The organism is Microbacterium sp. SLBN-146 (assembly GCF_006715145.1).
Taxonomy (GTDB): Bacteria; Actinomycetota; Actinomycetes; order Actinomycetales; family Microbacteriaceae; genus Microbacterium.
This window is the reverse complement of record NZ_VFMR01000001.1, coordinates 973,974-998,615: the sequence shown is the minus strand read 5'-3', so window position 1 is coordinate 998,615 and position 24,642 is coordinate 973,974. Positions and strand designations below refer to the sequence as shown.

General features: G+C 67.9%; 22 protein-coding genes. 8 read left to right on the top strand and 14 right to left on the bottom strand.

From position 1 onward, the window contains the following. Positions 1 to 42: 42 nt before the first annotated feature. The 3 genes from FBY39_RS04365 to FBY39_RS04355 all read right to left on the bottom strand — a co-directional run bounded on the left by FBY39_RS04365 (position 43) and on the right by FBY39_RS04355 (position 3,323). A complete protein-coding gene (locus tag FBY39_RS04365; RefSeq protein ID WP_141930502.1) occupies positions 43 to 960 on the bottom strand; it encodes a glycine betaine ABC transporter substrate-binding protein in 918 nt (305 codons plus the stop codon). An 81-nt stretch (positions 961 to 1,041) separates the two neighbouring features. Then, positions 1,042 to 2,019: a proline/glycine betaine ABC transporter permease gene (locus tag FBY39_RS04360; RefSeq protein ID WP_141930500.1), complete on the bottom strand. Its 978-nt coding sequence runs from the start codon at positions 2,017 to 2,019 to the stop codon at positions 1,042 to 1,044. Next, positions 2,019 to 3,323 (bottom strand): glycine betaine/L-proline ABC transporter ATP-binding protein, encoded by a 1,305-nt coding sequence (locus tag FBY39_RS04355; protein WP_260837436.1) that lies wholly within the window; start codon positions 3,321 to 3,323, stop codon positions 2,019 to 2,021. Before FBY39_RS04355 ends, FBY39_RS04360 begins: the two co-directional genes overlap by 1 nt. A 365-nt stretch (positions 3,324 to 3,688) precedes the next feature. On the opposite strand from FBY39_RS04355, the gene FBY39_RS04350 reads away from it, so the two are divergent. Genes FBY39_RS04350 through FBY39_RS04340 form a run of 3 tightly spaced genes read left to right on the top strand, consistent with a single transcriptional unit; the run spans position 3,689 to position 5,669 of the window. Continuing rightward, positions 3,689 to 4,081 (top strand): GntR family transcriptional regulator, encoded by a 393-nt coding sequence (locus FBY39_RS04350; protein ID WP_141930498.1) that lies wholly within the window; start codon positions 3,689 to 3,691, stop codon positions 4,079 to 4,081. Further along, complete coding sequence (locus tag FBY39_RS04345) at positions 4,078 to 4,986, top strand: ABC transporter ATP-binding protein (RefSeq protein WP_141930496.1); 909 nt, start codon at positions 4,078 to 4,080, stop codon at positions 4,984 to 4,986. The genes FBY39_RS04350 and FBY39_RS04345 overlap by 4 nt, the downstream gene beginning before the upstream one ends. Next, on the top strand, positions 4,983 to 5,669 hold the full coding sequence (locus FBY39_RS04340) for a hypothetical protein (RefSeq protein WP_141930494.1): 687 nt from the start codon (positions 4,983 to 4,985) through the stop codon (positions 5,667 to 5,669). Before FBY39_RS04345 ends, FBY39_RS04340 begins: the two co-directional genes overlap by 4 nt. A 30-nt stretch (positions 5,670 to 5,699) precedes the next feature. Here FBY39_RS04340 and FBY39_RS04335 read toward each other — a convergent pair whose 3' ends face one another. Beyond that, positions 5,700 to 5,996 (bottom strand): chorismate mutase, encoded by a 297-nt coding sequence (locus tag FBY39_RS04335; protein WP_141930492.1) that lies wholly within the window; start codon positions 5,994 to 5,996, stop codon positions 5,700 to 5,702. Positions 5,997 to 6,071: 75 nt separating this feature from the next. Here FBY39_RS04335 and FBY39_RS04330 point away from each other — a divergent pair, with 75 nt between their 5' ends. After that, on the top strand, positions 6,072 to 7,241 hold the full coding sequence (locus FBY39_RS04330; RefSeq protein ID WP_141930490.1) for an AI-2E family transporter: 1,170 nt from the start codon (positions 6,072 to 6,074) through the stop codon (positions 7,239 to 7,241). Positions 7,242 to 7,399: 158 nt separating this feature from the next. Here the strand turns inward: FBY39_RS04330 and FBY39_RS04325 are convergent, their stop codons facing one another. The 3 genes from FBY39_RS04325 to FBY39_RS04315 all read right to left on the bottom strand — a co-directional run bounded on the left by FBY39_RS04325 (position 7,400) and on the right by FBY39_RS04315 (position 11,127). Beyond that, the gene (locus tag FBY39_RS04325; protein WP_141930489.1) at positions 7,400 to 8,560 is read right to left on the bottom strand and encodes a beta-propeller fold lactonase family protein; all 1,161 of its coding nucleotides are present in this window, start codon (positions 8,558 to 8,560) and stop codon (positions 7,400 to 7,402) included. Positions 8,561 to 8,585: 25 nt separating this feature from the next. Beyond that, on the bottom strand, positions 8,586 to 9,872 hold the full coding sequence (locus FBY39_RS04320; protein WP_141930487.1) for an adenylosuccinate synthase: 1,287 nt from the start codon (positions 9,870 to 9,872) through the stop codon (positions 8,586 to 8,588). Positions 9,873 to 9,939: 67 nt separating this feature from the next. After that, positions 9,940 to 11,127 carry a cytochrome P450 gene (locus FBY39_RS04315; protein WP_141930485.1) on the bottom strand — a complete coding sequence of 396 codons (1,188 nt, stop codon included), beginning with the start codon at positions 11,125 to 11,127 and terminating at the stop codon, positions 9,940 to 9,942. Between the two features lie 47 nt (positions 11,128 to 11,174). Between FBY39_RS04315 and FBY39_RS04310 the strand changes: the two genes are divergently transcribed. The 4 genes from FBY39_RS04310 to FBY39_RS04295 all read left to right on the top strand — a co-directional run bounded on the left by FBY39_RS04310 (position 11,175) and on the right by FBY39_RS04295 (position 16,993). Next, on the top strand, positions 11,175 to 11,930 hold the full coding sequence (locus FBY39_RS04310) for a Pr6Pr family membrane protein (RefSeq protein WP_141930483.1): 756 nt from the start codon (positions 11,175 to 11,177) through the stop codon (positions 11,928 to 11,930). Between the two features lie 49 nt (positions 11,931 to 11,979). Next, positions 11,980 to 12,633, top strand: coding sequence for a peptidylprolyl isomerase (locus tag FBY39_RS04305; protein WP_260837435.1), 654 nt, complete (start codon positions 11,980 to 11,982; stop codon positions 12,631 to 12,633). Between the two features lie 228 nt (positions 12,634 to 12,861). Continuing rightward, on the top strand, positions 12,862 to 14,304 hold the full coding sequence (argG, locus tag FBY39_RS04300; RefSeq protein WP_141930479.1) for an argininosuccinate synthase: 1,443 nt from the start codon (positions 12,862 to 12,864) through the stop codon (positions 14,302 to 14,304). Positions 14,305 to 14,413: 109 nt separating this feature from the next. Beyond that, positions 14,414 to 16,993, top strand: a complete 2,580-nt coding sequence (locus FBY39_RS04295) for a penicillin acylase family protein (RefSeq protein ID WP_141930477.1) — start codon at positions 14,414 to 14,416, stop codon at positions 16,991 to 16,993. 175 nt (positions 16,994 to 17,168) lie between these two features. On the opposite strand, the gene mnhG is transcribed toward FBY39_RS04295, so the two are convergent. From mnhG to FBY39_RS04260, 7 genes are all read right to left on the bottom strand, one after another. Next, positions 17,169 to 17,555 carry a monovalent cation/H(+) antiporter subunit G gene (gene mnhG / locus FBY39_RS04290; RefSeq protein WP_141933884.1) on the bottom strand — a complete coding sequence of 129 codons (387 nt, stop codon included), beginning with the start codon at positions 17,553 to 17,555 and terminating at the stop codon, positions 17,169 to 17,171. A gap of 23 nt (positions 17,556 to 17,578) precedes the next feature. Beyond that, on the bottom strand, positions 17,579 to 17,848 hold the full coding sequence (locus FBY39_RS04285) for a monovalent cation/H+ antiporter complex subunit F (protein ID WP_141930476.1): 270 nt from the start codon (positions 17,846 to 17,848) through the stop codon (positions 17,579 to 17,581). Continuing rightward, positions 17,845 to 18,435: a Na+/H+ antiporter subunit E gene (locus FBY39_RS04280; RefSeq protein ID WP_260837434.1), complete on the bottom strand. Its 591-nt coding sequence runs from the start codon at positions 18,433 to 18,435 to the stop codon at positions 17,845 to 17,847. The genes FBY39_RS04285 and FBY39_RS04280 overlap by 4 nt, the downstream gene beginning before the upstream one ends. Next, positions 18,432 to 19,988 (bottom strand): Na+/H+ antiporter subunit D, encoded by a 1,557-nt coding sequence (locus tag FBY39_RS04275; protein WP_141930474.1) that lies wholly within the window; start codon positions 19,986 to 19,988, stop codon positions 18,432 to 18,434. The genes FBY39_RS04280 and FBY39_RS04275 overlap by 4 nt, the downstream gene beginning before the upstream one ends. Further along, positions 19,985 to 20,536 (bottom strand): Na(+)/H(+) antiporter subunit C, encoded by a 552-nt coding sequence (locus FBY39_RS04270; protein WP_141930472.1) that lies wholly within the window; start codon positions 20,534 to 20,536, stop codon positions 19,985 to 19,987. The genes FBY39_RS04275 and FBY39_RS04270 overlap by 4 nt, the downstream gene beginning before the upstream one ends. Then, complete coding sequence (locus FBY39_RS04265) at positions 20,533 to 23,460, bottom strand: Na+/H+ antiporter subunit A (RefSeq protein WP_141930470.1); 2,928 nt, start codon at positions 23,458 to 23,460, stop codon at positions 20,533 to 20,535. Before FBY39_RS04265 ends, FBY39_RS04270 begins: the two co-directional genes overlap by 4 nt. Positions 23,461 to 23,533: 73 nt before the next feature. Beyond that, complete coding sequence (locus tag FBY39_RS04260) at positions 23,534 to 24,586, bottom strand: LacI family DNA-binding transcriptional regulator (protein WP_141930468.1); 1,053 nt, start codon at positions 24,584 to 24,586, stop codon at positions 23,534 to 23,536. Positions 24,587 to 24,642 lie beyond the last annotated feature (56 nt).

Sequence of the window (24,642 nt, the reverse complement as noted above, 5' to 3'; positions counted from 1 at the left end):
CCCGGTCGGCCGGACTGAGCCCCGAACGGGGCTATGATCGCGTCAGTCGGTGACGATCGTGTCGAACGCCTCGGGGTTCTCCGCGATCCAGGCCTCGACGGCCTCGGCCTCGCGACCCTCGCCGTACTCGTTCACGACCATGTCCTCGAGCGAGCCGTACTGGGCGTCGTCGAGCTGGATGCCGGCGATCAGGTCCGCGGCGTCGGCACACCGGTCCGAGAAGCCGTCGGTGCCGAGGAAGTGCAGCGCCTCGGGCTCGCCCATCGCACCGCGCGGGTCTTCGAGGTCCTTGACGTCATAGGCGTCGTTTGCCCAGAACGGACGCCACAGCGTCACGACGATGTCTTCCTGCGCCGCGATGGCGTTGTCGAGCTCCGTGAGCATCGCTGCCGTCGACGAGGTCAGCAGTTCGTACTCGCCGTCCAGGCCGTACTCGGGGATCATGCTGTCCTGCGTCTGCGCCGTCAGGCCCGCGCCGGGCTCGATGCCCACGATGCGACCGTCGAAGCGGTCGGCCTGGCCGACGAGGTCTTCGATCGAGTCGATGTCGACGTAGCTCGGGACGGCGATCGTCAGCTTCGCGTTGTCGTAGTAGGCGCCGAGGTCTTCGATCGAGTCGCCGAACTCGTCCATGTAGGACGCGTGGGTGAGCTCAGGCCATGCCGACGGGTAGATGTCGACGTCGCCCTGCGCGAGACCCGTGTAGAGGGGGCCCGCCTCTGTCAGGGTCTCCATCTCGACCGTGTAGCCGAGCTTCTCGAGCTGGTTCTCCAGCAGGTACGCCGTGCTCAGGCCGTCCGTCCACGAGGGAAGGAAGCCGAGCGTGATCGTGTCGCACGTCGCGGCCGACGCGTCGCCGCCCGTGTCGCCGCCGTTGTCGTCGGAACCGGCGCAGCCCGCGAGCGTCAGCGTTGCTGCGGCGCCGATCGCGAGGATGCCGGTGAGGTGTCGCTTGTTCATGTGATGTCTTCCTTTGCGTATGTCGTCACTCGGTTGCGTATTTCTCTTGGTGTGAGCGGCACGCCGGGGCGCGCCGCCGGTTCAGAAGGCTCGCGCCCGCTGCGTCGCCGCTGCCGCGTCGAGCGGCTCCGGCGAGTCTGTGCCGTCGTCGCCCGATGAGGACGACTCCGGCGATGTCGTGTTCTGCATCCCGCGCCGACGGCCCAGAACGGCCCGGAGCGACGAGGGATAGTCGGCACGGCTCCCGAGGGCGGCCGTGACACGATCGAGGTAGACGGCGATGATGACGACCGCGAGACCGGCCTCGACGCCGATCGCCAACCGTGCCGACGAGACCGACTGCACGACGATCTTGCCGAGCCCGTCCGCGCCGACGAATCCGGCGAGGACGGCCATCGACAGTGCCAGCATGATGACCTGGTTGACGCCGGCCATGATCGTGGGGAGGGCGAGGGGCAACTGGATGCCGCGGAGGATCTGCCCCGGCTTGGCGCCGAAGGCCTGCCCCGCCTCGACCGTCTCGGCATCCACTCCCCGGATGCCGAGCTCCGTCAGGCGCACGCCCGGCGGCAGCGCGAAGATGACGGTCGCGACGACGCCGGGAACGACGCCGATGCTGAAGAACGTGATGACGGGGATGAGGTAGACGAAGCCGGGCATCGTCTGCATGAAGTCGAGGACCGGCTTCACGATGGCGCTCACGGTGTCGTTGCGCGCGGCCCAGATGCCGAGGGGGATGGCGATCGCGACGGCCACGATCGTGGCGATGAGGACGAGCGAGAGCGTCTCCATCGACGGAACCCAAAGGTCCATCGCGACGATCAACGTGAATGTCAGCGCCGTCCCCACGGCCATCTGCCACGACCGGACGACCCATCCGATGAGCGCGAAGAGCACGATCGCGAGAGGGACGGGAATCGCGATCAGCGTGTCGGCGAGCCCGTCGACGAGGAAGCGGACGATCATCGTGACGAGGTCGAAGAACCCGTCGAAGTTGTCGCGGACCCAGCGGACACCGCTGTCGACCCATTCACCGATCGGGATGCGGAAGTCCTCCATCAGCGCACCTCCTCGGCGTGGGAAGCGTCCGGGAAGACGGCGAGGACCTCGTCGATCTCCGTCGCCGGAACGGGGTGAACGGGGATCGCGATCTCGCCCGTGGCTCCCGGGCCGGGCCCGAGCGCCGCGAGCAGCGTGACACGGGGGATGACGCCGACGAGACGTTCATCGGCGTCGGTGACCGCGAGCGGGAGCGGCGATTCCACGGCAGGGATGAAGAGGTTCATGAGGATCTCGTCCTCACGGACGCTCTGCGGAGCACGTCGGATCGCCGACGCGAGGGAGCGCTCGCCCTTCCGGACGAGTCCGATGGCATCGCGGTCACTGACGACGCCGAGGAGTCGCCGGTCGCGCGACACGACGTAGGCGGCCGACGTGAAGGCATCCCGCATGAGTCGCAGCGCCGCGCGAGGCCCGGAGGTCTCGGTGATGACGGGACGGGGATGCTCCATGACGTTCGCCGCGGTGAGCACGCGGGCGCGGTCGACATCCTGAACGAACTGCTCGACGTAGTCGTTCGCGGGATCCGTGAGGATGTCCTCCGGGGTTCCCACCTGCACGATGCGGCCGTCGCGCATGACGGCGATGCGATCGCCGAGGAACATCGCCTCGTTGAGATCGTGGGTGATGAACACGATCGTCTTCTCGAGCTTCGCCTGCAGCTCGAGAAGCTGCTCCTGCATCTCTCGTCGGATGAGAGGGTCGAGCGCGCTGAAGGCTTCGTCCATGAGCAGGATGTCGGTGTCGGCGGCGAGCGCTCGTGCGATGCCGACGCGCTGCTGCATGCCACCCGAGAGTGCCGAGGGGAGCTTGTCGCCCCAGCCCGTCAGTCCGACGAGCTCGAGGATCTCGGCTGCCTTGGCCTCACGCTCGGCTTTACCGACGCCGCGAAGCTCGAGCGGATAGGCGACGTTGGCGGCGACGGTCCGGTGCGGCAGAAGCGCGAAGTGCTGGAAGACCATCGAGACGCGATCGCGGCGGAGGTCACGCAGGCGTCCCGCGGCGGTATCGGTGACTGAGTCGCCTTGCAGCGTGATCGATCCCGCCGTCGCGTCGTGGAGACCGTTGAGCATCCGGATCACGGTCGACTTTCCCGAACCGGAGAGGCCCATGATGACGAAGATCTCGCCGGGTGCGACGCTGAAGCTCGCGTCGATGACGGCGGCCGTGCCGGCGTCTCGAACCTGGTCGCGACTCTCGCCGGCCTTCAGGCGTGTCACGGCATCCCTCGGGTTTCGGCCGAAGACCTTGTAGAGGTTCTTCGCTTCGACGGCAGGGATGACGTCGGGTGCGGTGGTGGTCACGTGCTTGGCCTCCGTCGACGCGCGGCACGCGTCTTGACATCGGTTACGCCCGGGTGACGATCCTGACGGCACGCCCGCGAGTCCGAGAACTCGGGTCGCAGCGCTGCGGCGACACACATCGGGTCCGTCGCCTAGACCGTCGACCGTACGCCCACCGCAGGGTCCCTATGACATGCGCGGCGGTCGCGGACTGGTCGATCGTTGGGCCGAAGCCCCGGGGCACGTTACCGAGACTTCTCGGCGAACACAAAACCTCGCGTGATCCTCGGGAGCGCCACACATCGGCCGATCGCAGTGCTTGACAGGGATCCCGTTCGTGTTGCATGGTTAGTTAGTCAAGTAATGAACCAGGGAAGCGGTGGAGTGTGATCGAAGAAGGCCGAGCGCTCTTCCTCCAGATCGCGGAAAGCGTCGAGGAGTCGATCATCGACGGCAGCCTCGCGGAAGAATCGCGAGCGCCGTCGACGAACGAACTGGCCGCGTTCTATCGCATCAACCCCGCGACAGCGGCGAAAGGGGTATCCATGCTCGTCGACAAGGGCGTGCTCTACAAACGCCGCGGGATCGGGATGTTCGTGGCATCCGGTGCTCGCGAACTCCTTATGGGAGAACGGCGCGCGGCATTCGCCGAGCGCTACCTCGACCCGCTCCTCGCCGAGGCCCGCACGATCGGACTCGGCCCCGACGACCTCGCACGTCTGATCCGCCACCGCGCGGCGATGACGGCAACAGACGACACGGAAGGAACCCCACGATGACCAGCGTGATCGAGGTGAAGAACCTCACCAAGCGCTACCGCGACACTCTCGCCGTCGATGACGTGAGCTTCTCGATCGAGGAGAACACGATCTACGGCCTGCTCGGACGGAACGGCGCCGGCAAGACGACCGTCATGTCCATCCTGACGGCCCAGAACTTCGCCACGTCCGGAGACGTGCGCGTCTTCGGCGGGCACCCGTACGAGAATGCGCGGATCCTCCAGCGGATGTGCTTCGTGCGAGAGAGCCAGAAGTATCCGGATGACGCGACTCCACGCCACGCCTTCCGGTCCGCACGGCTGTTCTTCCCGCACTGGAACCAGGATCTCGCCGACCAGCTCATCGACGAGTTCCAGCTTCCGACGAAGAAGACGATCAAGAAGCTCTCCCGCGGCCAGCTCTCGGCCGTCGGCGTCATCATCGGCCTCGCCGCACGCGCCGAGATCACGTTCTTCGACGAGCCGTACCTGGGGCTCGATGCGGTCGCTCGTCAGATCTTCTACGACCGGCTCCTCGAGGACTATGCGGAGCATCCCCGGACCATCCTCCTCTCGAGCCACCTCATCGACGAGGTGTCCAACCTCATCGAGCGCGTCCTCGTGATCGACCGGGGGCGGATCATCATGGACGAAGAGACGGATGCCGTGAGGAACCGCGCCGCGAACATCGTGGGCGACTCCGCGGCCGTCGACGCCTTCGTGGCGGGACGCGAAGTCATCCACCGCGAGAGCCTCGGCCGCGTCTCGTCGGTCACCGTCCTCGGGGCCCTCAGCGCAGCCGACCACGAGCGACTCGCGACCGCGGGGCTCGACGTCGCCCCCGTCTCCCTGCAGCAGCTCATCGTGCGCACGACGCAGCACGCGGCTACGCCCTCTCCCGCGATCGACGAAGGAGCACTCCGATGAGCCGCACGCTCAATGTCGTCCGTATGCAGTTCGTCAACAAGCAGACCTACATCTGGGTGCCGCTGCTGGTGCTGGTCGGATCGTTGGTCCTCAGCATCCTGATCTTCTGGATGATCCCCTTCGACGGACCGAAGGTCGGCGGCGGATCGCAAGCACCGCTGTGGTACTTCCTGTGGGTCGGCGTCCAATCGCTCACGATGACGTTCCCCTTCTCGCAGGCGATGAGTGTGACGCGCCGGGAGTTCTACCTCGGAACTCTCCTCGCCGCGATCTCCACCGCCGCGATGCTCGCGGTCATCTTCGTGATCGGAGGGCTCATCGAGCAGGCCACGAACGGCTACGGCATCAACGGCTACTTCTTCTATCTCGACTGGATCTGGGAGCGCGGGCCGCTCGCGGCGGGCTTCGTGTACTTCGTCATCGCGCTGATGTTCTTCCTCGTCGGGTTCTGGGCGGCCACGTTGTTCAAGCGCTTCGGGACGCTCTGGCTCACCGTCGTCCTCGTCGCGCTGGGACTCGTGCTCGTCGGGTTCGTCTTCCTCGTGACGCGGCTCGAGGTGTGGGGCGAGGTCGCCACGTGGATCACTGTGCAGGGCGCGTTCGGGCTCGCCCTCTGGGGTCTGCTGGTCGGCGCGGTGCTCGCCGCGATCAGCTACCTGACGCTCCGGAGAGCGACACCGTAGCGGATGCCGCGGCGCGGCCGGCGAGGCGCATCAGCGCCCGTCGGCCGCCTCCGCGTGGTGACGGATGACCTCGGCGACGACGAAGTTGAACCACTTCTCCGCGAAAGCGGGATCCAGGTCGGCGTCTTCTGCGAGCGTTCGCAGGCGGGCGACCTGCTGCTCCTCACGAGGAGGGTCGGAAGCCGGCATCCCATGCTCCGCCTTGAGCTCTCCGACCTGTTTCGTGCACTTGAACCGCTCAGCCAGCAAGAAGATGAGCGCAGCATCCACGTTGTCGATACTGCTGCGCAGCCGATGGAGAGTCTTGATCGGGTCTTCCTCGCTCATGGCTCGACTTTATCGCGACGTCTTCGTGAGGAGCGCTGCTGATGTCGCGAGCCGCGCGGCCCTAGAGTGTGAGCCATGAGCGACGCCCCGCAGGACTCCACGCCCCCTTCCTCGTCCGGGGTCGAGGCGATACCCGGTGAGACAGTGCCCGATGCCGTCGCCGTCCGGTCGGGCGAGGCCCCGGCATCCCGCACCTTCTGGGCGACTCTCAATTCGCCGTTCGGGGCCGGATTCCTCTTGACGCTCGGCGGTCTCGCCGCGCTGCTCCTCGGGCTCGCGATCAGCAACATCGCGACAGTGCTCATCTACATCGCGCTGGCGATGTTCGCGGCGCTCGGGCTCGACCCCGTCCTGAAGTGGATCGAACGACGCAAGGTGAAGCGGCCCTGGGCGATCGTGATCGTCTTCTTCACCTTCGGTGTGATCCTCATCGGGCTGCTGTGGCTCGTCGTTCCGACGCTGATCGAGCAGATCACCGCGTTCGTCACGTCGCTGCCGGGCACGATCAGCAGCTTCCAGCAGACCGACTTCTTCCACTGGCTCGAGGGGATCTTCGGCGACGGGCTGGGGACGCTCGTGACCGACCTGCAGACCTTCATCACCAACCCCGCCAATATCGCGGCGATCTCGGGCGGTCTCCTCCGCGTCGGTGCGGGGATCGCGACGGCGATCTCGGGCGGCCTCATCGTCGTGGTGCTGACGCTGTACTTCGTCGCGTCGCTCCCCTCGATCAAGGTCGCGCTCACGCAGTTCGCCCCGGCGCGGAACCGCGTCAAGGTCCGCGAGATGACGAACCAGATCACGGATTCGGTCGGCAGCTACCTCATGGGCATGGTGGTGCTCGCGTTCTTCAACTCGATCGTCGCGTTCCTCCTGCACCTGTTCCTGGGGCTGCCGTTCCCGCTGCTCATGGGCGTTCTGGCCTTCGTGATCACGATCATCCCGTTGGTCGGTCCGGTGCTGTACTGGATCTTCGGTACGGTCCTCGCGCTGTTCACGAGTCCGGTCGCGGCGCTCGTCTTCGGACTCGCCTACCTGGTGTACATCCAGATCGAGGCGTACGTGATCACGCCGAGGGTCATGAGCAAGGCGATCTCGATCCCCGGCTCCCTCGTCGTGATCGGTGCCCTCATCGGCGGAACGCTGCTCGGACTCCTCGGCGCCCTCATCGCGGTGCCCGTCACGGCATCCATCCTCCTGATCATCAAGCAGGTCTTCATCCCCCGCCAAGACGCCAAGGTCTAGGTTCCCCGTCCCGTCCGCCGGGAGCCGCGCTCTCGGGAGCCGAGCCCCCGGGAGCCGAGCAACAGGATGCCGAGACGACCCGAACTGCGAGGATGAGCCGCGAAATCGAACGGTTTGGGTCTTCTCGGCAGGAGGGGGTCCGGCTCTCCCGGACGGCGTCAGGCGAGGGGGAGGATGCAGGTCGGGGACGGCGCGGAAGTGCGGAAGCGGACGCGGCCGGGGACTCCCGTGCGGTCGTCGAGCGTGAGCGACGCGACCTCGTCGGAGCGCTGGCCCGCGACGAGGAGCGTGTCGCGCACCACGACGTGATGCCGGGGCCAGTCGACGCCCGCGTCGGACAGCGCGACGGGATCGAGTCTTGCGCCGCCCTCGCGCACGCGGAGAGTCGAGATCGTGTTGCTGCCACGGACACCGACGTAGACGAACTCGGCGTCTCGCGACGGGGCGATCTCCGCCGCGGCATCCGTCGACAGGGTCGGACCAACGGCACTCGCGCTGACGATATGCCACGACCGCGCCGGGGCGCTCCACGCGAGCACGTACACCTCGCACGAGGCCTCGGTCACGACGTACAAGTGCCCACTGGGGTGCCACACCATGTGTCGGGGACCGGTCCCCCGCGGCAGTTCGAGCGCGGGAGCCGGGAGCATCCGGTCACCCTCCGAACGCCAGAAACGCACGAGATCGAGGCCTGGATCCGTCGTCGCGAACACCCCGCCAGGCAACGCGATGGTCTGATGAGCGCGCGAGCTCCGCGCCTTCTGCTCACCCGCGGCAGGAGCCGCGACCGGCTCCTCGTCGTACGCCGGCACGAGGTGCGAGAACTCGTCACCGACCGCTGCGCGCAAGGCCCGTGCCGCCGCTCCCAGGTCGATGCCGGGCTGCTCAGCGGCATCCGTCCCGTCCGAACCCACCGCCGCCAACGCCACCGGCGAATGCGGGCGCCCCGCGGCGTCGAGCGGCATTCGCACGACCCGGCCATCGCCCCAGCAGCTCGCGATGATCGCCGCGCCGCTGGGTGCCACGGCGACGTGGCAGGGCGACTCGCCCACCTCGACCGGCGCTCCGAGCGCGACGTACGCGGCGTCGCCCGTGCGTCGGAATGCCTGGACGGCCCCGCGCCCTTCGAGCGCCGCGTAGATGACGTCGAGGGATGGATGCCGCGACAGCCACGACGGCGAATCGGCACGCGCGACCGGGCCGGTGAAGCCCAGCGGACCGCCCGCGAGATGATCGTCGGCGGCACCGGCGAGCAGCATCCCGATGCCGTCGGCAGACCCGTCCATGTCGGCGGTGTACCCGCCGAGAAGGAACCTCATCGCACGTCGCTGCCGAGGGAGCGCATCAGTCCACGAGGTCGTGACGCACGATGACGGCGTCGCGGGCCGGACCGACACCGATCACCGAGATGCGCGTGCCGCTCATCGCTTCGAGCGTGAGCACGTAGTCCTGCGCCTCGAGCGGCAGATCCTCGAAGGTGCGCGCCCCCGAGATGTCCTGCTTCCAGCCGGGCAGGTACTCGAGGATGGGCTTGGCGTGGTGGAAGTCCGACTGATTGACCGGAACTTCGTCGAAGCGGACGCCGTCGACGTCGTACGCGACGCACACGGGCACCTGATCGAGGCCCGTGAGGATGTCGAGCTTCGTCAGCACGAGGTCGGTGATGCCGTTGATGCGTGTCGCGTAGCGCGTGATGGGCGCGTCGTACCAGCCGACGCGGCGCGGACGTCCCGTCGTCGTGCCGAACTCGAAACCGCGCGAACGCAGCCACTCGCCCTGATCGTCGAAGAGCTCGGTCGGGAACGGACCCGACCCGACGCGCGTCGTGTACGCCTTCACGATGCCGACGATCCGGTCGAGGCGGTTCGGGCCCACACCCGCGCCGGTCGCCGCGCCGCCCGCCGTCGCCGACGACGACGTCACGAACGGATACGTGCCGTGGTCGACGTCGAGCATCGTCGCCTGGCCGCCTTCGAAGACGACGACCTCACCGGCATCCAGGGCGTCGTTCAGGAGGAGTGACGTGTCGGCGACCATGGGACGCAGCCTCTCGGCGTACGACAGCAGGTCGTCGACGATCTCGTCGCACGTGATGGACCGGCGGTTGAAGACCTTCACGAGCAGGTGGTTCTTCTGCTCGAGCGCACCCTCGACCTTCTGGCGCAGGATGTTCTCGTCGAAGAGGTCTTGCACACGGATGCCGACGCGGTTGATCTTGTCGGCGTAGGCGGGTCCGATGCCGCGCCCTGTCGTGCCGATCTGACGCTTTCCCAGGAATCGCTCGGTGACCTTGTCGAGCGTGCGGTGATACTGCGTGATGAGGTGGGCGTTGGCGCTGATCTTCAAGCGCGACGTGTCGAGGCCGCGGGCGTTGAGCGCCTCGAGCTCGTTGAAGAGCACCTCGAGATCCACGACGACGCCGTTGCCGATGACGGCGTTGACGCCCGGCGACAGGATGCCGGAGGGGAGAAGGTGCAGCGCATACTTCTCGTTGCCGATCACAACCGTGTGGCCGGCGTTGTTGCCGCCGTTGAACTTGACGACCCAGTCGGTGCGGTCGCCGAGAAGATCGGTGGCCTTGCCTTTGCCCTCGTCTCCCCACTGGACTCCGACGATCACGATGCCTGGCATGGGCTACTCCCCCGTTGTCGTACGGCTACACCCCATCCTATCGACGCCCGTCTCGACGGCGTCCGTATCAACGTCCCGGGGTGAAACGGATCGGGAAGCGTACGGGTCCCGTGTTGCCCGAGACCGGGAGCCACTCCCCCGGGCCGTCGGCGACGGCGTCAGGCATGCGCGCGGCGAGAAGCGGCAGCGCGACACTCATGTCGGTGCGCGCGACGAAGTGGCCGAGGCAGTGGTGGGCACCGCCGCCGAACCCGCTGTGCAGAGGGCGATGCTCGACCGTGATGTCGAAGCCCGCGTCATCGCCCATCGCTCGCGGATCCGTGCCCGCCGCGTGCGAGAGAACCTGCACGATGCCGCCGCGAGGAACATGCAGACCTTCCAGCTCGACGTCTTCGATGGCCTCGCGCGTCACCCACGTGACCGTCGGGTTGACGCGCATCACTTCTTCGACGGCGGTTCCGCCGAGCTCCGGATGCTTCGCGAGCAACGCCCACTGATCGGGATGCGCGAGGAGCGTCTGCAGCGCGAGCCCGAGCTGATTGCGGGTCGTCTCCATCCCCGCGAACGCGAGGAAGACGAGGCTCACACTCAGCTCTCGTGCCGTGAGGGCGTCATCCTCGTCGTGCGCCTGGAGGAGCGTCGTGACAAGGTCGTCCTGCGGGTGCTCACGCCGGTCGGCGATGACGTCGTCGATGTAGCCCGAGAGTCCTTCGAGCGCCGCTTCGATGCGCGGCAGGTCGTGCGCGACGTTGATGCCGAACGACTTGCCCAGGTCGTCGGCCCAGTGCGCGACGGCGGGCCACTCCTCGTCGGGGAGCCCCAGCAGCATGCAGAGGATCCGCGAGGCGTACGGCTCGGCGAACTCCGACACGAACTCGACATGGCCGCGCGGGGCGAACTGATCGATCAGCTCGTTCGCGAGCGCTTGGAACCGCGGCCGCATCGCCTCGATCGCACGGCTGCGGAATGCCGGCCCGAGAAGGCGACGAAGCCGCAGATGGTCTTGACCCTCGATGCTCAGCAGCGTCTCACCCCACCACTGCGCCCACGGTCCGTCGTGGATGCCGTTCTGCTCGGGCCATCGCGCGTTGCCCTGCTGGAAGCGACGGTCCTTGAGGATCGCTTGTCCCTCTTCGTACCGGAGGACGGCCCAGCCGTAGGGAGTTTCGGCGTACCACCGCTCCTCGCGCGCCGCGTGCACGACGTCGGACGTGACGTCGAAGGACGGGTCGGCGAGGTCGAGGAAGCGTGTCACACCGCGGAGTCTACGACCGTGGTCGGACACGCCGCTAAGGTGAGCGCATGCAGCGCTCGCCCGTGTGGTCCGTGATCTGGTCGATCGTGCGGCTCGCCGCCGCCGCACTGGGAGTCGCGGCGATCGTCGCGCAACTCCTGCGCACCGTCGGGCTCGCGGCGGAGGCCACGACTGCCTACGCGGGCGACATCCCGACGGTCGTGACGAACTTCCTCAGCTACTTCACGATCCAGTCGAACCTCCTCGCGGCCATCGTCCTCGCGGTGGGAGCGATCTGGACGCTGGGTCCCGGACGCGGCGTCATCGTCGAACCGCGGTGGTACGCCGTGCTCCTGGCATCCGTCACCACCTACATGGTGATCACGGGGGTCGTCTACAACACCCTGTTGCGTGGGATCCAGCTCGACCAGGGCTCGACGGTCCCGTGGTCGAACGAGGTTCTGCACGTCGTCATCCCGGTCGTGATGCTGGCCGACCTCTTCCTCGCTCCCAAGCGGCGCGGACTGGCGTGGAGCTCGGTCGGGATCATCGCCGTCTATCCGATCGTGTGGGTCGTCTACACGCTCGTGCGCGCTCCGTTCATCACGGCGCCGGCGAGCGGCAACCCGTGGTGGTATCCGTATCCGTTCCTCGATCCCCACAACTTCGAGAACGGCTTCGTCGGAGTGTCGATCTACATCGTCTGCATCGCGGCCGGGATCGTCGCCGTGGGCGCGTTCGTCGTGTGGGTCGGCCGTTCCCGCGAGAACAAGCGAGCCGACGACGAGGTCGACGACCCGCGCTTCGCTCCGCCGGTGGAGTAGCGACCACGACCGTGCGGAACGCGCTCGCCGCATCGCCTACCCTGGACGGGTGCGCCTGCGTCTGACTGCCGTTCCTCTCCTCCTCCTGACCGTCTCGCTGCTCGCGGGGTGTGCGAGCGGCGGCTCGCCCGAGTCGACTCCGAGCGGTGACGCCGCGGCATCCGGATGCGAGTACGTCGAGAGCGCCGGCGGCGTGCGCGACGTGGAGTTCCCGTCCGCCGAGGTGTCGGGCGTCGTCGAAGCGACGCTGCAGACCTCGGCCGGCGACATCCCGATGACGCTCGACGGAGATCGCACACCGTGCACCGTCGGGAGCTTCGTCTCGCTCGCCGAGCAGGGCTACTACGACGACTCCCCCTGCCATCGCCTGACGACCGAGGGGATCTTCGTGCTGCAGTGCGGCGACCCGTCGGGCACGGGCATGGGCGGACCCGGCTACAGCTACGCCGACGAGCTCGACGGCACCGAGACCTACCCCGCCGGCACCGTCGCGATGGCCAACGCAGGGCCCGACACCAACGGCTCGCAGTTCTTCCTCGTCTACGAAGACACCCCTCTGCCGCCGTCGTACACGGTCTTCGGCGAACTGTCGCCCGAGGGACTCGAGGCCGTGCAGGCGATCGCCGCCGAGGGCGCTGAGGGTGGCGCGGGCGACGGCCCCCCGGCATCCCCCGTCACGATCACCGGCATCGCCCTCCCCTGACCCCGCCCCGGCTTCCGCCGGACCCCGGCCTGCGCGCTCGACCCGGACGTCGATCCGCCGAGAAGACCCGAACTGCTCCCTCCCGAGCCCCGACCCGACGTTTCGCGTCTTCTCGGCGAATGGCGGATGCGGCGGATGCCGCGGATGTCGCGGGGGGCACGACGGCACGCCGCGGGGCACCGGCGCCCCGGAACGGCGGGGTCGGGGCGGGTCACTAGAATCGAGGGCATGTCCAAGGTCCTTCAGTCCCTGCCCGTCGGCGAGCGCATCGGCATCGCCTTCTCGGGAGGACTGGACACCTCCGTCGCCGTCGCGTGGATGCGCGACAAGGGCGCCGTTCCCTGCACCTATACGGGTGACCTCGGACAGCCCGACGAAGACGACATCGAAGCGATCCCCGGCCGCGCCCTCGAGTACGGCGCCGAGGTCGCACGCCTCGTCGACTGCAAGACCGCCCTCGTCGAGGAAGGGTTCGTCGCCCTCGCGTGCGGCGCGTTCCACATCCGCTCGGGCGGCAAGACGTACTTCAACACCACACCTCTGGGCCGCGCCGTGACCGGAACGCTCCTCGTTCGCGCCATGAAGGAAGACGGCGTCGACATCTGGGGCGACGGATCGACCTACAAGGGCAACGACATCGAGCGGTTCTACCGCTACGGCCTGCTCGCGAACCCGGCGCTGCGCATCTACAAGCCCTGGCTCGACGCCGACTTCGTGACCGAACTCGGCGGTCGCACCGAGATGAGCGAGTGGCTCGTCGCGCACGGTTTCCCCTACCGCGACTCCGTCGAGAAGGCGTATTCGACGGATGCCAACATCTGGGGCGCGACGCACGAGGCCAAGACGCTCGAGCACCTCGACGTCTCCCTCGAGACCGTCGAACCGATCATGGGCGTCAAGTACTGGGACCCGTCGGTCGAGATCGCGACGGAGGACGTCACGGTCACGTTCGATCGAGGACGCCCCGTCGCGCTGAACGGCGTCGAGTTCACCGACCCCGTGGCCCTCGTCTTCGAGGCGAACCGCATCGGTGGTCGGCACGGGCTCGGCATGAGCGACCAGATCGAGAACCGCATCATCGAGGCGAAGTCCCGCGGCATCTACGAGGCGCCGGGAATGGCGCTGCTGTTCATCGCCTACGAGCGTCTGGTCAACAGCATCCTCAACGAAGACACCCTCGCGACGTATCACGAGCAGGGCCGCCGACTCGGAAGGCTCATGTACGAGGGGCGCTGGCTCGAGCCGCAGTCGCTCATGCTGCGCGAGTCGATTCAGAAGTGGGTCGGGTCGACGATCACGGGAACCGTCACGTTGCGGCTGCGGCGCGGCGACGACTGGACGATCGTCGACACCTCGGCGACGGGCATGTCCTACTCGCCCGAGAAGCTCTCGATGGAACGGGTCGGGGATGCCGCGTTCGGTCCCACCGACCGCATCGGTCAGCTCACGATGCGCAACCTCGACATCGCCGACTCGCGGGCGCGGCTCGAGCAGTACGCGGGGATGGGTCTCCTCGGCGGTGCGACGGGCGAGCTCGTCGGACGCGTGCACGCGGGCGAGTCGGGCGAGATCACGGGCCACGCTGCCCCCTTCGACGTCGAGCGCGAAGAGCTTGCCGACGCGACGGATGCCGCGAACGAGGCATCCGCGTTCGATCTCGGCACCGACTGAGGCACCTTCAGGGGTTACGATCACACGGTGGCGCTGACCCGAACAGCGACACCGCGGATCACTGTGCATGGCACTGGGTTCTGCGTGCTTCCGCTCTGAAAGGCCTTCGATGACGAAGGAATCCGACGCCTCACCCGAGCCTCCGGTCCGCGCGCGCTCTCGCGGTCGCATCATCGGCCTCACGGCATACAGCGTCTTCGTCGGGTTCGTCGTCGTCGCGCTCATCGCGGCCGGCTTCGTCGTGTACACGATCCAGCGATCCTTCCCCCAGCTCGAGGGATCGATCGCCGTGGATGGGCTCGCGTCGGACGTCACGGTCGAACGCGACGAGCTCGGCATCCCCGTCATCACAGCCGACACCACTGACGACCTGTTCTTCGCCCAGGGCTACGTCCACGCGCAGGATCGATTCTGGGAGATGGACTTCCGACGACACGTCACGAGCGGGAGGCTTTCCGAGATCTTCGGCGAATCGCAGCTCGGTACGGACGCCTTCCTGCGCACACTCGGCTGGCGTGAGATCGCCGAGGAGGAGGTGGCGGCCCTCGACGCGACGACCCGGGCCTACTACGACGCCTACGCCGATGGGGTGAACGCCTACCTCGCCGAGAACACCGGTGCCGACGCGTCGTTCGAGTACGCCGTGCTCGGCCTGCAGAACGGTGACTACGAGATCGAGCCGTGGTCGCCTGCCGACTCGGTCGCGTGGCTCAAGGCCATGGCATGGGACCTCCGCTCGAACCTCGAGGAAGAGACGCAGCGCGCCCTCCTCGCAACGGACCTCGGCGCGGACGAGCTCGGGGCGCTGTACCCGGAGTACCCTTTCGACACCAATCCCGTCATCGTGCCGACGATCTCCGACGTCCCCGACCTGGGCACGGCGACGGAGGATCCCGGCGACGCCGAGGCCGTGCCCGCATCGATCGAGTGGACGGAGGTCGACGGGGTCGTGGAGGCGGCGAGCGCGCTGCTCGGCGGTGCCGGTGAGGGAATCGGTTCCAACTCCTGGGTCGTCTCGGGCGACCTGACAGAGACCGGGATGCCGCTGCTCGCCAACGATCCGCACCTGGGTGCTGCGCTGCCGAGCGTCTGGCACCAGATCGGCCTGAGGTGTCGCGCGGTGACGAGCGACTGCGCCTTCGATGTCGCGGGCTTCGGGTTCTCGGGAGTCCCCGGCGTCATCATCGGCCACAATGACCGCATCGCGTGGGGTTTCACGAACCTCACGACCGATGTCGCAGATCTCTACGTCGAGAAGATCGAGGGCGACGCGTACTGGCGGGACGGCGAGCTCCAGCCCCTCGAGGAGCGGACCGAGAGCCTCGTCGTGGCGGGCGGCGACGATGTCGAACTCGTCGTCCGCGAGACGTCGAACGGACCGATCGTGTCAGGCCTCGCCGACGACTACACCGCGATCGCCGACGACCCGCCGCCCGGCACGGGAGACGCCCCGGCGGGCGAGTACGCCGTGAGCCTCAAGTGGACGGCCCTCTCCCCCGGCACGACGGCGTCGGCGGTCTTCGCCCTCAACGTCGCGCAAGACTTCGATGACTTCCGGTATGCCGCGTCGCTCTTCGATGTTCCGGCGCAGAACCTCGTCTACGCCGACGTGGACGGGAACATCGGCTACCAGACGCCGGGCAAGCTCCCGATCCGCGGCGCGGGAGACGGGTGGCTGCCCCAGCCCGGATGGGACTCCGCGTACGACTGGCAGGGCTTCATCCCCTTCGAAGAACTGCCCGTCGTGCTCAATCCCCCCGAGGGCTACATCGTCACGGCCAACAACGCCGTCGTCGGCCCCGACTATCCGTATTTCCTGACCCGCGATTGGGACTACGGGTGGAGGGCCGCGCGGATCGTCGACCTGATCGAGCGGAAGGCGGCGCGAGGTCCGCTCACGATCGACGACATGCGGGACATCCAGGCCGACAACGAGTTCCACATGGGGCGGCGACTCGCGGCATCCTTCGTCGACATCCACACGGGCCGTCAGGGTCCGGATGCCGCGCTGGAGCTGCTGCGATCCTGGGACGCGCAGAACGATGCGGGCTCGCCTGCCGCGGCCTACGCGAACGTGCTGTGGGACGAGCTCGTGCAGAATCTGTTCGTGCGGGGGCGCGAGGATCCGGCTCCCACGACGGATCAGGGACGCCTCTTCCTCCTCGTCGACGAGCTGCTGCAGGAGGCGTCGTCGCCGTGGTGGTCCAACGGCGGGCTCGACGTCTCGGGTCGCGATGCGATGCTCGAGCGGACGGCGTCGGAGGCCTACGACCGTCTCGCCGCGATGCAGGGCGACAATCTCGCGCGCTGGAACTGGGGCTCGCTGCACGCCCTGCCGCTGCGCAGCGACACCTTCGGGTCGTCGGGGATCGCTCCGATCGAGATGCTCTTCAACCGTGGTCCGTATCCGGTGGGCGGCGGTTCGTCCGTCGTCAATGCGACCGGGTGGGACATCGGCGGCGATCTCGCGACCGTGACGGTGCCGTCCATGCGGATGGTCGTGGACCTCGCCGACTTCGACGCGTCACGCTGGAACCATCTGACCGGTGCGAGCGGGCACACGTTCCATCCCAACTACGTCGACCAGACCGCGGACTGGCAGGCCGTCAACCTCACCCCGTGGGCTTTCTCACCCGACGCCGTGACTGACGCGGCCACCCACACTCTCACTCTCACCCCCGCCGGCTGACCCCGCCGCAGTCACCCCGCGCGCGTTCGCCCCCCCGTCCGCCGAGGTCGCCCCCCACCCGACGCTCGGCACACAGGGGACCCCACCCGAGGCGCCCGGCACACAGGGGACCGACCCCACCCGAGGTGCCCGGCACACCGGGGATCGGCCCCGCGCGGGGCGCCGGAGCGAGGGGTCATCCGCCGGCGGCGGGTGGGGTGCGCTGGGAGTCGGCGAGCTCGTCGACGTAGAGCGAGCGCTCCGCGATCGTGCCGTTGCGGTAGGCCTGGCGCCCGATCATGTGGGCGGAGAGCGGCGCCGTCGCGAGTTGGATCAGCACGACGGGGACGAGGAAGGCGACGACGGGCCACGTCCGCAACGACAGTGCGACGGCGAGGCAGATCAGGATGAGTCCGAGAACCTGAGGCTTCGTCGCGGCGTGCAAGCGGGTCGGCACATCGGTGAAGCGCAGCAGACCGATCGCCGCCGTCAAGCACAACAGCGCGCCGATCAGGATCAGGATTCCGGCGACGAGATCGATCCAGGAGTCGACATCGGGCTCCGTCCAGCCGGCATCCGTCATCAGGACCGTGAGAGCGAGAAGGTTCATTGTTCGTTGTTGTCCCGTCTCGCCACGAAACGGGCGATCGAGATGGAGCCGAAAACGCCGATCGCGGCGATGACGAGCATGGCCGGCAAGGAACGCGTGTGCTGGTTGATCGCCATCTCCGCACCCAGGACGCAGAGCACGAGCGTCAGCAGGACATCGGATGCCACGACCCGGTCGAGGATCGAGGGCCCGACGAAGATCCGCCACATCGTCAGCAGCGCGGCCACGGCGAAGACGGTGTAGATGACGATCAGAAGGAAGCTCATACCGGCGCGCCCCCCTGCCGCGGCGTATCCACTGTGGCGCGCCTGATGATCTCGAGCTGCGCCTTCGAGCCGACAGCCCGGACGATCCTGGCTTCCCAGCCGAGCACCGCTTTGCGCTGCGCCTCCACTTCCTCCGCCGTCGATGCGCCGATCACGTGGAGGTAGATGATGCGGCGCGCCCGATCGGCCTCGATCAGGAGGGACCCCGGGATGAGCGAGGCCGTCACGGCGGTGTGCGTCATGATGAGGTCGTCATCGGTGCGCAACTGCACGGCGATGATCGAATTGACGGGCCGCGACCGCGGGTCGATCACCTGCCACGCGACGAGGAGCGAACCGCGCACGAGGGCGAGGATGAAGCTGACGATGAAGACCGTCCCCCACCAGAGGTTCACGCGGCCCGAGAGATCGACGGGCGGGAGACGGTAGACACGCGTCACGAAGATCGCGATGCCGACACCCGTGAGGAATGCGAGCCACGTGAACTGCCCCCACAGCAGCATCCACAACGCCACGAGCCAGAGGAAGAACGGAAGCTGGCGCCACAGCTGAGCGAAGAACGTCGCGGGGCGGGAGTCGGGGCTCACGGCTCGACCTCCCCCTGCAGCTGGACGAGAGTCACGGGTTCGAGGAGCGCCGCACCGATTCGCTCACACACCTCGTAGAGCGGTCCGGCGAACACCGTGAGGGCCACCGTGACGCCCACCATCCCTGCGGTCGCCGCCGTCATGATCTTCGGGATGACACGACGCTCGGTCTCCACCGCGGCAGCCGGCGCGTCGCCGAGGTACGAGATGCGCGCCTCGGTCTCGGCCGAGTCGTCCTCCTCTCGCCAGAAAGCGAGGTTCCACGCGCGCATGAGGGCGTAGAGCGTCAGGAGCGATGTGACGACACCCGCGACGATGAGGACCATCATGATGGGCGTGCCCACTTCGGCGGCGGCGTCGAACAGCGCGTACTTGCCGATGAACCCGGAGAAGGGTGGCAGGCCGCCGAGATTGATCGCCGGAATGAAGTACAGGATCGCGATCACGGGTGCCGCGCGCATGAGTCCCTTGACCCGGAGGATCGACGTGCTCCCGGCTCGTCGCTCGATGAGTCCGACCGCGAGGAACAGGGTCGTCTGCACGACGATGTGGTGGACCATGTAGTAGATGGTCGCGCCGATCGCGGCGGGTGTCGCTATCGCGAGCCCGAAGACCATGTAGCCGATATGGCTCACCAGCGTGAAGGACAGGATGCGTTTCAGCTCGGCCTGCGCGAGCGCGCCGAGCACCCCCACGATCATCGTTGCGACCGCGACGATGAGCAGGAGGAAGTTCACGTCGTTGTCGAGGAACATCTCCGTCTCGGTGCGGATCATCGCGTAGACGCCGACCTTGGTCAGCAAACCGGCGAAGACGGCCGTGACGGGGGCAGGAGCAGTCGGATAGGAGTCGGGGAGCCAGAAGGACAGCGGGAAGACAGCGGCCTTGATCGCGAAAGCGAGAAGCAGCATCAGGTGCAGGACGAGCTGGGTCTCCTGCGGCAGCTCGTCCATGCGCTGCGAGATCTGCACGATGTTGACCGTGCCGAGGGCGCCGTAGATCATCGCGATCGCCGCGAGGAACAGGATCGATGACACGAGCGACACGACGATGTAGATGACGCCCGCGCGGATCCGCGACTCCGTCGATCCGAGGGTGATGAGGACGTACGACGCGACGAGGAGGATCTCGAACCCGACGTACAGATTGAACAGATCACCCGCGATGAACGCATTGAAGATGCCGGCCGCGAGGATGAGGTAGGTCGGGTGGAAGATCGAGACCGGTGTGTCGTCGTCGCCGTCCGCGGCGCCCTGCCCCACCGAGAACAGAAGAACCGCGAGAAGCACGAGGCTCGAGACCAGCACGAGGAGCGCCGCGAGCCGGTCGACGTAGAGGATGATGCCGAACGGGATCGGCCAGCCGCCGACCGAGACGGCGAGCGCCTCGTTGCTCCCGTCCACCGCCCACAGCAGGACCGCGGCGATGATGAACACGACGGTCAGCGTCGTGATCGACACGGCGACCTGCGTGCGGCGATGACGACCGGCGATGAGCGCGATGGCGGCGCCGAGGAGCGGGAGGGTGACGAGGAGCGGAACGAGCGCGCTCATGAGTCCTCACCCGCTTTCGGCCGGTCCTCGGAGGATCGCGGGCGGTCGACGGGTGCGTCGTCGCGGAGCGACGAGAGATCGCGGCTGCCGAGCACGGTGATCGGCGCGGTCGCGAGGCCGACGAAGTCGGTCGTGACGTCGTCGTCTTCGTCTTCGATCTCGGTCTCGTCGTCCATGACGTCTTCCGACGCGGTCGACCGGGCCCGGACCGCGGCATCCGCCTCGTCGTCCTCGACAGTGTCGGCCTGCCCGAGCTGCCAGGACCGGTAGATCAGGGCGAGGAGGAACGCCGACACGGCGAACGTGATGACGATGGCGGTGAGCGTGAGCGCTTGCGGCAGCGGATCGGACATGTCCTCGGACTCGCCGGCCCCGTAGAAGGGGGCGATGCCGGGCCGGCCCATGACGATCAGCAGGAGGAGGTTTGCGGCGTTGCCGAGGAGCAGGAATCCGATGAGGACGCGAGTGAGGCTGCGCTCGAGCATCGCGTAGACGCCGCACGCGAAGAGCACGGCCATGATGATGATCAGGACGAGCGACACGTTCATCGCGTGCTCACCCCCCGCGTGCGGAGCTCTTGCGCCTGGCGGTCGACTTCGGCGCCCAGGCTTCGGAGAACATCGAGGACGAGTCCGATGACGACGAGGTAGACGCCGATGTCGAAGAGAGTGGAAGAGACGAACTCGACGTGGCCGAGGATGGGGAGCTCACCTTCGATGAAGTCGCTCGTCAGCGGAGCGGCGCCGAAGAAGAGGGGCACGATCGCGCAGGCGACGGCGATGGACATGCCGACTCCGAGGAGGCGTCCGGCATCCGTGGGCGCCGCGGCGCCGAGTTCGTAGCGGCCTCCCGCGATGTAGCGCATGACGAGCGCCATTCCCGCCACGAGTCCGCCGGCGAACCCGCCACCCGGAAGGTTGTGGCCGGCGAAGAGCAGGTAGAGCGACACGACGATGATCGAGTGGAACAGGATCCGCACGACGACTTCGAGGACGATCGATCGGTTCTCGGGTCGAACGCGCTGACCGCCGACGAGCCACGCGGTCCGGCCGCTGCCCGTCGCGTCGTCCCGCTGCCGCAGGCCGTCGGAGGTCTCCACCAGCACGCGCCGGTTGCGGGTCGCGCCCGTGGGCAACGCGTTGAACCTCGACAGCGTGTCGGCGCGGTGCGTGACGAAGACGAGCGAGGCGACGCCCGTCGCGGCGAGGATGAGCACCGAGAGCTCGCCCATCGTGTCCCAGCCGCGGATGTCGACGAGCGCGACGTTGACGACGTTCTTGCCGTGCCCGATCTCGTAGGCGAGCTCGGGGAAGCGTTCCGAGATGGGCTCGGCGACGCGTGCGCCCGTCGCGACAAGGGCGACGAAGGCCATCGTCACACCGACGGCGGCGCCGAGCACGGCGCGGGCGACGGGGGCGACCGAGGCGTTGTGCTCGCCCATGCGGGAAGGAATCCGACGAAGAACCAGAGCGAACGCCACGAGGGTGACGGTCTCGATGAGCACTTGCGTCACGGCCAGGTCGGGCGCGCCGCTCGTGGCGAAGAGCAAGACCATCCCGAGACCGGTGACCGACACCAGGACGACCCCCGTGTAGCGCTTGCGCGCGCGCACCGCCACGATCCCCGCGGCGATCATGATGGGTGCGACGACGAGCTGCATCGGGGTGTGCCATCCGGCGATGTCGACGACCCAGTGCCCGCCCATGATGAGGGCTGTCGCCTCCGCCGTGACGAACACCACGAAGATCGTTCCGACATAGACCGGGAGCGATCCTCGCTGCGTGAGGCTCGTGGTCACGACGGCCAGGCGCGCGACGGCACGGAGCGTCGCATTGTAGACATCGGATGCCGTGAAGGATGCCAGCCGGCGCGGCGCCCGCGTGCGGGTGAGCCAGAAGACCAGCACACCCAGGGCGATCGAGCCGAGGGAGATGAAGAGGGCGGGTTCGAAGCCGTGCCAGAGCGAGAGGTAGCCCGGATACTCGGGGGCGGGGACGCCGGGGCTCGCCACCGGCGCGGTGTCCGCATAGGTCGCGAAGGCCGTGTCGAGCCAGGGCGCTGCGAACCCGGCCGCAAGCGAGAGGGCGGCGAGGAGCGCGGGGGCCAGGATGAATCCGAGGGGCGGATCAGGCCACTCGGTCGCGGCGACCGGCGCTCCGTCGGCGTCGCGCTTCGTCCAGAACGCGCCCCAGATGAAGCGGATGCCGTAGGCGGCGGTGAGGACCGAGCCGAGGGCGATGCCGATCAGCGCGACGATCCCCCACGCCGCGCCGCCCTCGGCGTCATGCAAGAGCGCCGCGAGAGTGCCTTCCTTCGCCACCCACCCGATCGTGGGGATGATGCCGATCATCGACGCGATCGCGACCGTCGAGAGGACGGCGATCGTCGGGGCCTGCCGTCCCACTCCGCTGAGTTCACGGATGTCGCGCGTCGACAGCTGTCGGTCGATGATGCCGACGACGAGGAAGAGCGCCGACTTGAAGAGAGCGTGGCTGAGGAGGAGCGCGAGGCCGGCGAGCGCGGCATCCCGCGTGCCGTATCCCAGAACGACCGTGAGCATGCCGAGCTGACTGACCGTGCCGAACGCGAGGATGCGCTTGAGGTCGGTCTCGCGGAGGGCCTGGAGTCCGCCGAGCAGCATCGTGAAGACGCCGAGCCCGATCACGATCGGACGCCACGTGGGAGCGAGCGCGAAGATCGGGGCGAAACGCGCGATGAGATAGATGCCGGCCTTCACCATCGCGGCGGCGTGGAGGTAGGCGCTGACGGGCGTGGGGGCGGCCATGGCGCCAGGCAGCCAGAAGTGGAAGGGGAAGATCGCCGACTTGCTGAGCGCGCCGACGAGCAGGAGGACGAGTGCGGCATCCACGACGGGACCCGTCGGTGCTTCAGCGAGCATCAGGGAGATGCTCGAGGTGCCCGTGTCGACGACGAGCAGTACGACGCCGATGAGCATGACGAGTCCGCCGAGCGTCGTCACGAGGAGAGCCTGGAGAGCCGCACGACGGCTGGCAGCGCGCTTGTTGTAGTAGCCGATGAGCAGATATGAGAGGACGCTCGTGAGTTCCCAGAACATCACGAGGACGACCAGGTCGTCGGTGAGGACGAGTCCGTACATCGCACCGGCGAAGGCGAGGAGGACGGCCGAGAACTGCGCGAGGCCTTCCGTCTTACCCGCGAAGTACCAGCGGCAGTAGAGCATGACGAGCGCGCCGACACCCGTGACGATGAGCGTCATGAGCCACGACAGCGTGTCCATGCGCATCGACAGTTCGATGCCGAGGGGCGCGATCCAGTTGAATGCCTCGAACGGAATGTTCGCCGCCAGAACGAGCGGCGTCTGGATCGCGGCGTGAACGAAAGCGATGGCCGGGAGGATCGCAGCGACCGTGAAGACGCGCGGCCCGATCCTGTGGGCGAGCCACGGGAGCAGGATCGGGACGATTCCGAACGCGGCGAGGAGGACCAGCATGAGCGGCCTCCTCTAGGTCGTCGGCCGTGTGCTCACGCAGGCGGCTCGGGCGATCAGGGTGTGAGCTATGAGTCTACCGGGGCGAAGGCGGCGCTCCGGTCGTATCGCCCTCACGGAACGTGGACGTGAACTGGAGGGATGCCGCGTCCTGTCCCTCGAGCATCGCGGCGACGGCGGCGCCCGCGGCGCGGCCCTTCTCGGTCGCGGGCTGCACGAGCGTCGTGAGCGTGTACGGGGCGAGCCCGTCGACGACGATGCCGTCGAAACCCGTGATGCTGACGTCGTCGGGGATGCGGAGCCCTGCCTCCTGCGCTGCCCGGAGGACGCCCGCTGCGAGCAGATCGCTCTGCGCGATGACAGCCGTCGGGCGCCGTGCCGGATCCGCGAACAGCACCCTGCCCGCCGCCAGCCCCTCGTCGATCGAGCTCGCCTCTGCGGCGAAGGCTGCGGCATCCGGGAAGACGTCTCGTGCACCCGCCAGTCGATCCCTCGTGACGTCGACGCCGATCACGGCCCGATCGGGAATCCACCCGCGCTTCCACCCGCTGCGCACCGGGAGGGTCACGATCGTGACATCGGTGTGCCCGAGCGCCCGCAGGTGACGGGCCGCCTGCCGCTGCGCCTCACGGTTGTCGAGCCCGATGCGCGGGATGTCAGGACCGGCATCGCCCTCGATGACGACGACGGGGATGCCGCGCGACCTCACGGCATCGAGCGATTCGCGCAGCAGTCCGCTGCAACCGATGAGGACGGCGGCGTCGATGGGCGCGGTGGTCAGGGTGGGGGCGCCGTCGATCGCGGCGTCGTCGCGCAGAAGGAGCAGTCCCGCGCCGAGCGGCGCGACCGCATCGGCGAGCCCGTCCATCATGAGTGTCTTGACGGGATCGAGGAACGCTCGTCCCAGATGCTCTTCGAAGACCACACCGACGATCCCCGATCGGCCCGTGCGAAGCGACGCGGCGCGCGGATCGGGACCGGTGTACCCGAGGGATGCCGCGGCGGCGCGCACACGCTCACGCGTGGCATCAGAGACGGGCGTCTTGCCGCTGAAAACGACGGACGCCGTCGACGGCGAGACTCCGGCCTCGCGCGCGACGTCGGAGATGGTCGCCCGGCGCGTGCTCATGACGTGATGATCGTAACCCAGGCCGTTTGCCCGTGTCGAATCGATTCGATACGCTG